The organism is Nonomuraea maheshkhaliensis, from assembly GCF_039529435.1.
GTDB classification, from domain to species: domain Bacteria; phylum Actinomycetota; class Actinomycetes; order Streptosporangiales; family Streptosporangiaceae; genus Nonomuraea; species Nonomuraea maheshkhaliensis.
Genome location: NZ_BAAAMU010000206.1, coordinates 1 through 12,519, shown reverse-complemented (window position 1 = coordinate 12,519; position 12,519 = coordinate 1). Strand labels below are relative to the sequence as shown.

General features: G+C 70.9%; 9 protein-coding genes. 3 read left to right on the top strand and 6 right to left on the bottom strand.

What is annotated here, in order from left to right; all coding sequences use genetic code 11:
- Positions 1-197: 197 nt before the first annotated feature.
- Positions 198-1,289, top strand: a complete 1,092-nt coding sequence (locus tag ABFX54_RS54135; RefSeq protein ID WP_346115152.1) for an AI-2E family transporter — start codon at positions 198-200, stop codon at positions 1,287-1,289.
- Here ABFX54_RS54135 and ABFX54_RS54130 read toward each other — a convergent pair.
- Entirely contained in the window at positions 1,282-2,151 is an 870-nt protein-coding gene (locus ABFX54_RS54130; RefSeq protein WP_346115151.1) for a DUF6597 domain-containing transcriptional factor, read from the bottom strand. The two genes, ABFX54_RS54135 and ABFX54_RS54130, sit on opposite strands and share 8 nt — an antisense overlap.
- Before the next feature lie 19 nt (positions 2,152-2,170).
- On the bottom strand, positions 2,171-3,025 hold the full coding sequence (locus ABFX54_RS54125) for a hypothetical protein (RefSeq protein WP_346115150.1): 855 nt from the start codon (positions 3,023-3,025) through the stop codon (positions 2,171-2,173).
- Between the two features lie 386 nt (positions 3,026-3,411).
- Between ABFX54_RS54125 and erm the strand changes: the two genes are divergently transcribed.
- Positions 3,412-4,158 carry a 23S ribosomal RNA methyltransferase Erm gene (erm, locus tag ABFX54_RS54120; protein ID WP_428834667.1) on the top strand — a complete coding sequence of 249 codons (747 nt, stop codon included), beginning with the start codon at positions 3,412-3,414 and terminating at the stop codon, positions 4,156-4,158.
- Here the strand turns inward: erm and ABFX54_RS54115 are convergent.
- Entirely contained in the window at positions 4,147-5,538 is a 1,392-nt protein-coding gene (locus ABFX54_RS54115) for a hypothetical protein (protein ID WP_346115148.1), read from the bottom strand. The genes erm and ABFX54_RS54115 overlap by 12 nt on opposite strands.
- Before the next feature lie 117 nt (positions 5,539-5,655).
- Between ABFX54_RS54115 and ABFX54_RS54110 the strand changes: the two genes are divergently transcribed.
- Positions 5,656-7,233, top strand: a complete 1,578-nt coding sequence (locus ABFX54_RS54110) for a molybdopterin-dependent oxidoreductase (protein ID WP_346115147.1) — start codon at positions 5,656-5,658, stop codon at positions 7,231-7,233.
- 3 nt (positions 7,234-7,236) lie between these two features.
- Here ABFX54_RS54110 and ABFX54_RS54105 read toward each other — a convergent pair whose 3' ends face one another.
- From ABFX54_RS54105 to ABFX54_RS54095, 3 genes are read right to left on the bottom strand one after another with little or no spacing between them, the layout of a single operon-like run.
- Positions 7,237-9,048, bottom strand: coding sequence for a chitinase (locus tag ABFX54_RS54105; protein WP_346115146.1), 1,812 nt, complete (start codon positions 9,046-9,048; stop codon positions 7,237-7,239).
- 60 nt (positions 9,049-9,108) lie between these two features.
- Positions 9,109-10,563: a carbohydrate-binding protein gene (locus ABFX54_RS54100; protein WP_346115145.1), complete on the bottom strand. Its 1,455-nt coding sequence runs from the start codon at positions 10,561-10,563 to the stop codon at positions 9,109-9,111.
- Positions 10,560-12,131 carry a chitinase gene (locus tag ABFX54_RS54095; protein ID WP_346115144.1) on the bottom strand — a complete coding sequence of 524 codons (1,572 nt, stop codon included), beginning with the start codon at positions 12,129-12,131 and terminating at the stop codon, positions 10,560-10,562. Before ABFX54_RS54095 ends, ABFX54_RS54100 begins: the two co-directional genes overlap by 4 nt.
- Positions 12,132-12,519: the final 388 nt, after the last annotated feature.

Here is a 12,519-nt window from a genome sequence, read left to right as displayed (position 1 = left end):
GGACTCGCTCGACCTGCGGGAATTAAGCGCCGCCCCCTTTCGGAGACAACCCCTCAAACTTACCAGCCGTTTCGAGTGGACGCGCACGCCGCACCGTCGAGGTGGAGTCTGGAGGTGGCCCCCGAGTGAGTCCGGCGATCACGCCGTCCTCGTGGGACTGGTGAACTCTATGTACGCCTCCGGGAACCGTCAAATCGATGGTTCGCGCACACGCCAGGGGTAGGAACCGGGGCGTGCCAGATCGATCCGTGCCCCGGGCGCTCACCATCCTGGTGGGGGTCGCCGCCGCGGTGGTCGTGCTCTTCGGGGTCCGTGAGGTGGCCTCCATCGCCGGCCCCGTCGTGCTGGCTCTCGTGCTGGTCATCGCGGTCTCCCCGGTACGGGCCCGGCTCAGCGACTGGAACGCCCCCACCTGGGTGCAGGTCGCGGTGCCGTTCCTCATCGTGGTGCTGGTGCTGCTGGCCATGGTCGGGATCCTCACCTTCTCGGCGACCGCGCTCGTCTCACTGCTGCCGTCCTACACCCACCAGTTCGAACATCTCCTCGCCGACGCCCAGCACTGGGCCGTCACCCATGGGCTCAGCAACGAGATGCTCGCCAAAGGGCTGGAGGTGTTCGATCCGGGGCGGGTCCTGGGGCTGGCGCAGAGCCTGCTCGGCAGCCTGATCGGGGTGTTGTCCGCGCTCTTCCTCATCGTGGTGCTGTTGCTGGCGATGTCGCTCGACGCGCCGATGACCGCGAGAATTCTCGCGGCAGGAGAAGGAAACCGGCCGCAGTTGGTGACGGCATTGGCCACGTTCGCCCACAAGACGCGGCGTTATCTGATCGTCTCCACGGTTTTCGGGCTGATCAATGCGATTCTCGACATGGTCGCGCTTTCCCTGCTGGACGTGCCTCTGCCGTTGTTGTGGGGGGTGCTGGCGCTCATCGCCAATTACATCCCCAACATCGGATTCGTCATCGCGCTGCTGCCGCCGACGATGCTCGCCCTGCTGGACGGCGGTGTGCGGACGATGGTGCTCGTCATCGTGGCCTACACCGTCATCAACGTCGTCACACAGTCGTTCATTCTGCCGAAATTCCTGGGGGACGCCGTCGGGCTGTCGACGACGATGACGTTCATCTCGCTGATCGTCTGGACTTTCGCCCTGGGGCCGCTCGGCGCGATTCTCGCCATTCCGCTGAGTCTGCTGACGCGAGCTTTGCTGATCGACAGCGATCCGAACGCCAAATGGGTGCAGGGTCTGGTGTCGGGCAAACTCCCCACCGCGGGGCCGGGCGTCAGATGAGGCGGCTCAGCTGTACGCCGCTCAGGCGCTTGACGTCGTTGGCGAGGTGGGCCTGGTCGGTGAAGCCGGCTCTGACCGCCACCTCCGCCGGCGGGACGCCCTCGCGGGCCAGGCGCAGCGCGCGCTGGAAGCGGACGACGCGCTGGAGGGTCTTGGGCGCGTAGCCGAACGAGGTCACGCTGCGGCGCTGCAACTGGCGTTCGCTGTAGCCGAGGTCCCAGGCCACCTGAGCCACCGAGCGCCCGCTGCCCAGGGCCGTGGCCATGGCGCGCGCGGCGGGGTCGGCGGGAGCCGCCGCCAGGCGTCTGCCGACCACCGCCCGCATGACACCGAGCCGCGCCTCCGCCTCCGCGACGCGCGTCGGTGGAGCGACTCCTCTCTGCGGGGGGCCGGTGACAGGGGGCGGGTGGCGAAGGGCATCGTCGGGGGCGCGGTCAGGGGCGCGGTCGAGAGCACGGTCGGGGAGGCCGAAGCCGGGGCTCTGCGGGCGCCACTGCGGCAGCGGGGCGGGCGGTGGGTCGAGCAGGTCGGCGAGGAGGGGCTCGTGACCCGGCAGGTCGGTGAGCGGGACACGCCGGTCGCGCAGCTCGTGGAGGGGGACGCCGAAGAAGTCGCCGACCGCGCCGGGCCGGAAGCGGATGCCGACCACGGTCTCGCCGGACGCGACGGACGCGGGCATGGGTCCGGTGTCGGGACCGGCCACGAAGAGGCCGGACGCGCCCCAGATGAGGTCGACGCAGGCGTCGGGGACCACGAGCTGGGTGTACGGTGCCTCGCTGATCCGGTGCCAGCCGCAGGCGATGCGGTCGGCCAGGCCGGGGCCGGGGTGCCGTTCGGCGTACATGCCACCAACGTACGTCACGCCTCCGACAGGAACAGGGTCAGCCGGGAAGCCTTCCGTACGCGCGCAGCGTCTTGAGCCGCTCCATCGTGATGTGGCCGCCCCATTCGTGCTCCAGCAGGGGTGTCCACATCGCCCAGTTCGCCGTCCAGCCACCTTCCTCGGTCTGGGCGGCGGCGAGCGCGTCGAGGTGGGTGTCGAGCACGTCCCGCTCGAACAGCGGCAGCCGCAGCGGCGCGGGCGCGAAGTCCAGCGGGAAGTGCACGTGCCCGGACGCGGCCAGGTCGAAGGAGACCATGGAGAGGAGCACGTCGCGCACCCGCGCGAGCTCGGCCGCGGCCCGGTCCCGGTCGGGGACCCGGTCGAGGAACGTCACCACGGCTTGGGCCTGGTAGGCGCCGGGCTCCTTGAGCTCGGCGATCCGCGACCAGCAGAACTCGGTGGCGGGGCCCAGCCAGGGATGGTCGACCCCGTGCTGGTGCAGGAGCGCGGCGATGGCGGCGGTGGGGACGAGGTCGCCCGGCGGGTCGTCGTCCGTCTGCCACCAGGGGGCGCGGGGCGTGTCCATGACGGACGGCAGCACCCACGGCACGCCGCCGTCCGGGGTGGTGATGGAGGCGAGGTAGTCGCAGGCGGCGGTCACCATGGGCGAGTCGAACGCGTCGATCTCGTCCAGGATCCAGAACGCCACCTCGACGGGTTCCGGCTGGCTGCCCGCGCCGCGCAGGTCGGGCTCCAGCGCGTTGCCGAAGCCGCCGTCGGGGTTCTGGTAGCCGCGCAGCGCGTCGAGCACGCGTTCGCGCGGCCCGCCCCGGAACATCGCCGCGAAGCGCAGCCGGTCGATGAGCCTTCCGTGCAGGAGCAGGTACTGCTCGGCGCGATCGAGTACGTCCATGTCGGCATCCACCTTTCCGAAGGGTCCTTCGATGCCGCGAAGCTATCCGAGGGACCGCGCCGGGCGATTGTAGAAACCGGACGTACGACAGCGCGGCTCGGCTCGGCGCTTTTATTGCGTTGCCCACCGGGAAAGCCCCTGCCTACAGTGACCGGCATGTCATGCATGTACTGCTGCCAGGTCTTCACGCGCATCCGCCACAGCCGGGCTCTGGCCCGCTAGCGGACGCGACGACCTGAGCCGAGCGTCCGCAGGCGCGCCCAGGGCCCTTCGAGACCCGACGAATCTCGAGGACCCGGAAGGGCAGTGCTGTGGCGCAGAACTTCGCGCACGGAAACTATTCACACACCCAGAAGCAACAGGCCAGGAGCAGCGGCCGTTCGCCCGTGGATCGGGCGCGGCGCACGCTGTCGCAGAACTTCCTGACCGACGGCCATGCCGTCGAGCTGATGATCAAGGCCGCCGCGCCCAGGGGGCTGGTGCTGGAGCCCGGTTCGGGCCCTGGCGTGCTCACCCTGGCGCTGGCCGAGGCGGGCGCGCGGGTGATCGGTTACGAGATCGATCCGCGACTGGCCGGCCGGCTGGCCTCCCGCACCCGCGGCGATTCCCGGATCGACGTGGTACGGGGCGACTTCACCGCCGCGCGGGCGCCGCGTGAGCCGTTCGCGGTGGTGGGGAACATCCCCTACGCGATCACGTCGCGGATCGTGGACTGGTGCCTGCGGGCGCCGGCCCTGACCTCGGCGACGCTGCTCACGCAGCGGGAGTACGCCCGCAAGCGCTCCGGCGACTACGGCCGGTGGAGCCTGGTCACGGTCGAGTCGTGGCCGTGGTTCTCCTGGCGGCTCGGCGACACGGTCGGCAGGGAGAGCTTCCGGCCGGTGCCGTCGGTGGACTCGGCGATCCTGCGCGTGGAGCGCAGGCCGCACCCGCTGGTGTCCGGCGGCCGCTCCTACCGGGAGCTGGTCGAGCTGGGCTTCGGCGGGCTGGGCGGCTCGGTGCGGGCCTCGCTGAAGCTCCGGTACGACGGCGTGGACGCCGCGCTGGAGGCGGCCGGGGTGGCCCGCGACGCCGTCGTGGGCCACGTCCACCCCGACCAGTGGGTCACGCTGTGGGGGCGCCTATGCCGGTGAGCTGATCTTGGCCGTGGCCGGCCGCTTCACGGCGCCGGTCAGTCCTGGGACCGTCGCGACGCGGCGGCCCCAGGGCATGGCCAGCGCGAGCACCGGCAGCAGCACGATGGAGGCCCGCGACCAGTACGTGTGCTGCAACCACCAGCCGTTGGTGTCGAACTGCGTCATGACGAGATAGCCGTAACCGGCCCAGATCGAGCTGCCCAGGATGGCCGCCCAGGCCCACTTGGCGGGCCTGGCGACGAGGAACGGCATGAACCACAGCAGGTATTGGGCGCCCAGCCGGGGCGTCAGGACCATGAAGACGAGCAGGATGGCCGTGGTCATGTCGATCGGGTCGGCCCGCCGCCAGTAGACGATGACGAGGACGACGGCGGCGTAGATGAGGTTGGTGCCGAACGAGGCCAGCTCGGGCCGCAGGTCCCAGCTGCCGCCGGTGAACCACGGCGTCCAGCCCCATTCGCCGACGATGGGCCTGATGTCGCGGATGGTGTCGATGACCTGGGGGATCTGGTTGAGCGAGGTGCCGGCGAAGACCGGCAGCGTCACCAGGAAGAAGATCGGCAGCAGCCCGGTGGTGAACAGGGCGGCGACGCGGGCGCGCAGGTTGGGCAGGAGCAGCAGCATGCCGGGGATCAGCCAGATCGGCCAGCTCTTGGCGCACAGCGCCAGGCCCATCAGCACGCCGGCCAGCGCGCCGCGCCTCAGGTGGGCGCGGTCGTCGTCGCCGGGCAGCAGGGCGCGGTGCAGCATGCCGCCGCGGCCGATCACGCGCGGGACAGAGCGCCGCACGCCGTACGTGGCCACGCCGGCGCGGACCTTGGCCACCACGTCGGTCACCATGCCGGGCCGGTCGGGGTCGCCGGGGCCGCGGGCGACCACGAACGCGGCCACGCCGAACACGAGCGCCACGGGCTCCACCTGGCCGTGGACGGAAGCGATGAGCACGGCGAGCGGGTTGAGCGCGTACTGCAGGGCGCGCAGCGACGCCTTGGGGCCGCCGGCGAGCTTGGCGACCAGCGGGATGAGGACGATGTCGGCGACCACGGTGACCAGGCGCCCGGCGTATTCCCACGGGATGCCCAGCCAGAGCAGGATGCCGTAGACGTAGGGGATGGTCGGCAGGAAGTGCCAGCCGCCCTCACTGGCCAGCACGGGGTCCTCGCCGCGCAGCACGGCCTCGCCCGCGGGCTTGAAGCTCTCCACGAAGTCGACGGGCTGCCAGGTGTCGATCGCCGAGGTGTACATGATGAGCACGCGTACGGCGACGCCCACGAGGATGGCGACGATCAGAGGAGGCCGCCAGTCGCGCCACTGGGCGACGAGGGCGAGCACGACACCGGCTACGAGGACGATCCCCGTGAGAGCTGCGTAATCCATGGCGGCATCTAGCCTGCCGTACCCCGGACACTGCCGCCACCAGGGCTTCCAATTCTTATCCCCGACATGCCGACACGTATCCCGATACGAGATCACCGTCTGTGTTGAACTTTTTCCATGGGGGGATCGCAGGTCAACCAGGCACTGGTCAGGCTCTACTTCGAGGTGAGAGATGGGCTGCGCGACCCGGTCGCGGCCTGGGCGAAACTCACAGGGAACTCACAGCAATACCAGCGTGCCCGGGGCGAGAGACGGGTGCCGCTCGACGACGGCACGGCGGCCGAGCTCGCGGCGGCGGCGATCGTCTGCACCGCCACGCGGCACGGCCCCGAGCGGGTGGCGGCGCTGGCGACGTCGCCGCTGGCGGAGGTGGTGAGCGGGCTCGGCGGCGCGGTGCTGACCGAGCATCCCTGCGCGCCCGAGCAGGTGCTGGGGCCGTCCTTCACGGGGCCGGGGGCCGAGGACTGGGCGCGGGCGGCGTACGTGCTGCTCTGGGGGGAGAACAACCGGCTCGTCCGGACGCCGGGGACGCCGTGGGTGATCGCCGGGCGGTACAAGGGGCAGAAGGTGGTCGCGATCGGCACGCATCCGACGCGGCTGTCGGACGAGACGCTGGTGGTCCGGCCGGGCACGGACGGGGCGCTGGCCATGGCGATGGGGCACGTGCTGCTCAAGGAGTTCTTCCTGGACCGCACGCCGTTCGACGGGCACGCCATGGAGCGCACGGACCTGCCGTGCCTGGTGCGGCTGCGCGGGCGCGAGGACGCGTACGTGCCGGGCGAGCTGACCGGCGGGGCGTGCGGGCGGCTCAGCGTGTACGGCGGCGAGGCGGCGGAGGTGCTGCTGCCGCGCTTCGACGACGGGCCCGGGGTGCTGCGGCGCGGCGTGCCGGTGCTGCGTGACGGGGACGACCTGGTGACGACGGTGTTCGACCTGCTGCTCGCGGTCTACGGGGTGGCGCGTCCCGGGCTGCCGGGGGTGTGGCCTTCCGGGTACGAGGACCGAGCGGAGCCGTACACGCCGGCCTGGCAGGAGGCGTACACGGGGGTGGCCGCGTCGCGGGCGCTGAAGACGGCGCGGGAGCTGGGGGTGACGGCGGAGAAGACCGGCGGGCGGTGCGTGATCGTGCCGGGGCGGCTGGAGACGCCGCACGCCGACACCGCCTACCGGGCGATGCTGGCCCTGCTGGTGCTGACCGGGTGCGGCGGCGGGTGGGCGCAGACGGGCGGGGCGGGGATCCCGCTGGTGCCGTACCTGTGCCTGCACGCCTGCGGCGAGGACCGTTCCGACGTGGGGGCGCTGAGCTGGGCGCTGGCGGAGGGGCTGGTGGCGGGCAGGACGGCGCGCTCGGTGCTGCTTGAGGCGGTGGCGGACGGCTGGCCGATGGCGCCGCCGCCACGCGTGCTGGCGCTGCCGCGGCCGATCTACCCGCTGCCGCCGGAGGTGGACCTGCTCATCGGGCCGGACGAGCACTGCGACCTGTCACCGCCCGAGCCGGGCCTGGTGGCCGAGGCGGTGGCCCGGCTGGCCGGGTCCCGCGCCCCGGCCCAGGCGGGCGGGGCGCGGGAGGAGCGGCGGATGCGGCGCGAGGTGGACCACGCCTGGATGCACGAGTACGGCGAGGCGCTGCCCACCTACCGGCCGCCGGGGCTGGGCCTGCCGCTCAAGCCGACCCAGCTCGTCCGGTTCCGGTAAGCGTCAACCAAGGGCGTTCAGGTAGGCGCGGTGGCTGCGGGAGAACTCGTTGCCGTTGAACCTGTCCCAGTTGATCGACCAGGCCATCAGGCCGCGCAGGTCCGGGTAGACGCCGCGCGGCCGGTACGTGCCGCAGTTGCTCCCCTTGGTCAGGCAGTCGAGCGCCTTGTGCACCTCCGCGACGGCGGTGAAGCCGTTGCCCGCGTTCACCGAGGCGGGCAGGCCGATGGCGACCTGGTCCTGGCGCAGCGGCGGGAACCTGTTGGCCGCGTTGCCCATGATCGGGAAGCCGGCCAGCAGCATGTCCGTCATCGCCACGTGGAAGTCGTGCCCGCCCATCGTGTGGTACTGGTCGTCGAGGCCCTTGATCGGTCCCGAGTTGTAGTCCTGCACGTGGAGCAGGGTCAGGTCGTCGCGCATGGCGTGGATGACGGGCAGGTAGGAGGCGGAGCGGTTGTCGGCCGCGCCGTTCGGGCCGGGGCCGTAGAACTGGTAGCCGAGCTGGACGAAGAACGTCTCGGGGGCCATGGTCAGCGTGAACCTGGCGCCGTAGCGGCTCCTGAGCGACTTGAGCGCGGAGATCAGATTGACGACGACCGGCGTGGTGGGATTGGCGAGGTTGGTGTCGCCGGGGTCGAGATAGAGGGAGTGGCCCTCGAAGTCGATGTCGAGGCCGTCGAGGCCGTATCTGTCGATGATCGCGCCGACGGACTCGACGAACTTGTCGCGCGCGGCCGCGGTCGTGAGCTGGACCTGGCCGTTCTGGCCGCCGATCGAGATCAGCACCTTCTTGCCCCTGGCCTGCTTGGCCCTGATGGCGGCGATGAAGTCGGCCTCGGACTCGACGTTCGGGCACTCGGCGGCCGGGCACTGGCGGAACCTGATGTCGCCCGAGGTGACGGAGGTGGGTTCGCCGAAGGCGAGGTTGATGACGTCCCATTCGTCCGGTACGTCGCTCATCCGTACGTAGCCGGAGCCGTTGGCGAACGACGCGTGCAGGTAGCCCACGAGCACCCGCTTCGGCAGCCCGCTTCCCCCGCCGCCGCCGGCGGTCGTGGTGCCGCTCGCCTCGGAGCCGTACGGCGAGCAGTTGCCGGCGGCGTCGCAGGCGCGGACCTTGAAGCGGTACGTGGTGGAGGCGGCCAGGCCGGTCGCCTGGTAAGAGGTCCCCGTGACGGCCACGGGGGCGGCGTTGTCGCGGGAGACCTCGTAGCGGGCCACGCCGACGTCGTCGGTCGAGGCGTTCCAGGACAGGGAGAGCGAGGAGGAGGTGGCGCCGCCGACCGTCAGGCTGCCGGGAGTCGTCGGGGCCTGGGTGTCGGGGGTGCCGCCTGGGCCGTCGAGCACCACGTCGTCGGCCACGTAGGCGCCCTGGCCGTACCAGCCGTTGACGTGGATCGTGACCGACGTGGTGCCGGACCCGGTGGTGAAGGAGGTTCTGAGCTGGCCCCACTGGCCACCGGGCGCGCCCCACGTGCTGGCGCTGACGCCCGTTCCGGTGGCGCCGAGGAAGACGTAGTCGCCCTGGACCCACGCGGACAGCTCGTACGTCGTGCCCGGTTTGACCGTGACGACCTGCTGGCATCGGGCGAAGTCGCTGCCCTGCGGGGTCGCGCGGAGCGCGCGCGTGCCGCCGTGCACGGGCGAGGACACGGCCTGCGCGTCCGACGGGCAGCTCCAGCCGCTCAGCCCGGACTCGAAGCCGGGGTTGGCCAGGATGTTCGCGGCCGCGGCCGGACTGGCAGGCAGGACGGTCAGGACTGTAGCCGGCAAAACGGTCAGAGCAGCGGCGAGCAGGACCGCTCGGAATTTCATGGGGCGTGTTGTTCCTCACTGCGGCCCGCCCCCCGCGTGGAGGACGGGCCGCTCAGCGGGTCAGAAACCGGCGGTGGTGCGGGTGAACTCCCAGTCGGACTGGGCGATGCCGCTGCAGTTGGAGACGACTCCGCCGCCGGGGCAGGGCCGGTCGCGGTTGACGGCCCAGTACGCGAGCCTGGTCAGGCCCCTCGCCTTGGCCCAGTCGCGGATCTGGGTCCAGGTGCCGGGCGTGGTCAGCTCCTGCTGGTCGGACAGGCCGTTCATGCCGGAGATGCCCATGTGCGCGTACGCCTGCGCGTCGTTCCAGCCGAACGCGCTCTTCAGCGCGTTCTTCAGGCCCTCGGAGGCGTTGACGGTGTCCTGGTAGATGTTCGGGCTGCCGAAGTCGAACGGCATGATCGTGTAGTTGTCGATCGGCACGCCGAGCGCCCGCGACTGGTTGATCAGCCGGATGCCGTGGTTGTTCGGGCCCGTCCTGGAGGTGCCGAAGGTGACGACGATCTTGACGTTCGGGTTGTTCTGCTTGACGATCTTGAGCCCGTTCAGGATGCGGTCCTGGACGGTGTAGTTCTCGAACTCGTCGGTGTTCTCGATGTCGAAGTCCACGACAGCGGGTCCGACGGCGTTGATGACCTGCTGCACCGCGCCCGCGAACGCCTGCGGGGTGGAGCAGTTGGGGCCGAGCTTGTTGCCCTGCCAGCCGCCGAAGGAGATCTGGACGCTGCCGCCCTTCGACTTGATCGTGTTGATCGCCTGCTGGTCGGCGCCGCCGGTCAGCGGGCGGTTGCCGTCCCAGGCCGGGTTGCAGCCGCCGCTCGACAGGATGAACGCCATCGTGAACGACTTCACGCCGGTCGCGTCCATGACCGTGCCCGGGTTGGGCGGGTTGCCCCAGCCCATGTAGAGGTAGGGAGCCCCGGCCATCTTGGTGGGATTGTCGCCCCCGCCACCGCCGCCCGCCGAGGTGGTCGCGGTGACGGAGTTGCTGGTGCCGGACAGGTTGCCCGCCGCGTCGCGGGCGCGGACCGTGTAGGTGTAGCTGGTGCTCGCGGCCCGGCCGGTGTCGGTGTACGACGTGCCGGTCACGGTCGTGACCAGGGTGCCGCCGCGGTAGACGTTGTAGCCGGTGACGCCGACGTTGTCGCTGGAGGCGTTCCAGGCCAGCGAGACGCTGCTGGAGGTGACGCCGGTCGAGCGCAGGTTGCCGGGCACGGACGGCGCCGAGGTGTCGCCGCCGCCACCGCCGCCCGAGCCCTGCTTCCACAGGGCGGGCACGTTCGGCGGCTCCCAGCCGGGCTGGGAGGTGTGCGCCTGGAGGCACACGTAGTCGACCCCGTTGTAGGTGACGACCGCGCCGACGGCGTAGGAGGTCCACGGGGCCCAGGCGGCGGCCAGCTGCTGGACGTGCGCGCTCTCGCCGTACGCCGCGGGAGCGCCGGAGGCGAGCCCGGCGCCGGTCAGCGCGAGGGCCAGGCCGGTCGCCAGGGCGGTCAGTCTGCTGCGAAGTCTCATGGCATTCCCTGGAGGTGGGGCTTGACGGTTCGGGAGAAGTTCCAGTTGTTGCTGGCGTCCCAGTTGATGGACCAGGTCATCGCGCCCCTGATGTCGGGGTAGGCGCGCGGTGGCACGAAGGTCCCGCAGCTGGTGCGCTTGGCCAGGCAGTCGAGGGCCTGGTTGACGAGCGTGGGAGAGACGATCCCGCCGCCCGCGGCTCCGGGGCCGGCGGGCAGGCCGAGCGCGACCTGGTCGGGGCGCAGGCCGTTCTCCAGCTGGATGCAGGCCAGCGCGGTCATGAAGTTGACCGAGCCCTGCCCGTACGCCTGGGCCTGGTCGCAGCCGAGCATGGAGCCGGAGTTGTAGAACTGCGTGTGGACGACCGTGAGGATGTCCTTGATCGACAGGGCGAGCTTGAAGTACTCCATCCCGGTCGTCTGCATGTCGATGGTCTGCGGTGCCATCGTGATGATCAGGTCGGCGCCGGCCTTGGCCCGCAGCGACCGCAGGGCCTGGGCCATGTAGGTGGCGTTGAGGCCGTTCTCCAGGTCGATGTCCACGCCGTCGAAGCCGTACGAGCGCATGATCGCGTACACGGAGTCGGCGAACCTGGTCGCCGCCGCCGTGTCGGCCACCTGCACGCGCCCGGCCTCGCCGCCGACCGAGAGGATGACCTTCTTGCCGCGCTGGTGCAGGGCCTGCACGTCGGCCTTGAACTGCGCGTCGGTGTAGCCGCCGACCGCTGAGGCGAGGCCCGGGTCGACGGAGAAGACGACCTCTCCCGCCGTCGCGGTGGCCTCGCCGAACGCGACCGCGATGAGGTCGTACTCGGCGGGCACGGCCGACAGCTTCAGCTCGACGGCCGGGTTGACGAAGTTGTGCCAGTAGCCGGTGAGGAAGTGCTTGGGCAGGCTCCCGCCGCCGCCTGGGGGGCAGCCGGTGGTGGTGGCGGTGACGTCCCGGCCTGGCGACTCGCCCTGGGCGTTGTACGCCTTGACCGTGTAGGTGTGGGTCTCACAGGTGCCGAGCCCGCCGATCGTGGCGCTGGTGCCCGTGACTGTGGCCTTGACTGTGGTGCCCTCGTAGACGCGGTAGCCGGTCACCGTGCCGCTCGCGGCGCCCCAGCTGAGCGCGATCGAGCTGGCCGTCGCGGTGGCCGACGGGGTGCCCGGCGCGCCGGGTGCGCCCGGTGTGGAGCCGCCGCCCCCGCAGGCGGCGCCGTTGAGCGTGCAGCCGGTGATGCCCGGGAAGTTGCCGGGGGCGCCGTTGAAGCCGAAGCTCACGCTGGCGCCGGGCGCCAGCGGGGAGGCCCAGCTCGGGTTGGTGAACGTGTAGTGCTGTCCGCTCCGGGTCATGACGGCGTCCCAGGCGGAGGGGATCGAGTAGCCCTGGGGGACGTCGAACTGGACGTTCCAGCCGCTCATGGAGGTGGTGGTGCCGTTGGTGACGGTGACTCTGCCCTCGAAGCCCGAGCCCCAGTCGGAGACCTTGGTGAAGGTGGCCGTGGCGGAGGCGGCCTGGGCCGGGAGTGCTTGGAGACAGAGTGCGGCGGTGGCGATCGACAGGAGAATCGCGCGTAATTTCACGGGGTTCTTCCTTCGGGGGTATGCGTGCCGTACGGCTTGCACCGGGGGGTGAGAGCGCAAGCCGTACGGCACGGCCCGTGGAGGTGAACACGGGCCTTTGGGGGGTGTCTGCGCGCGTAACCTTGCTGCGGATGTCAGGTTTTGTCCGGTTGAAGATTACTTTTAGGAAAGTTTCCTAAGAGTTGCCGTGATCGTAGCTTTGACAGTCCGTCCTTACAAGACCCAAACATGACTCCGCCGCACGGGACCGGAATCCCGTGCGGCGGAGTGGTGGTGGGTTGTTCCCTACGGTTGCTGGGTGATCCTGACGTCGTCGACGCCGGCCTCCACCAAGGAGGCTCCCGAGGCGTCGGCCGCGTCGATGACGATGCGGACCGTCTGGCCGGCG

Excerpts from the sequence above, each read along its gene's own strand:
- ABFX54_RS54125 (WP_346115150.1), bottom strand. The coding sequence starts at position 3,025 with ATGGACGTACTCGATCGCGCCGAGCAGTACCTGCTCCTGCACGGAAGG.
- ABFX54_RS54115 (WP_346115148.1), bottom strand. The coding sequence starts at position 5,538 with ATGGATTACGCAGCTCTCACGGGGATCGTCCTCGTAGCCGGTGTCGTG.
- ABFX54_RS54110 (WP_346115147.1), top strand. The coding sequence starts at position 5,656 with ATGGGGGGATCGCAGGTCAACCAGGCACTGGTCAGGCTCTACTTCGAG.
- ABFX54_RS54100 (WP_346115145.1), bottom strand. The coding sequence starts at position 10,563 with ATGAGACTTCGCAGCAGACTGACCGCCCTGGCGACCGGCCTGGCCCTC.
- ABFX54_RS54135 (WP_346115152.1), top strand. The coding sequence starts at position 198 with ATGGTTCGCGCACACGCCAGGGGTAGGAACCGGGGCGTGCCAGATCGA.
- ABFX54_RS54105 (WP_346115146.1), bottom strand. The coding sequence starts at position 9,048 with ATGAAATTCCGAGCGGTCCTGCTCGCCGCTGCTCTGACCGTTTTGCCG.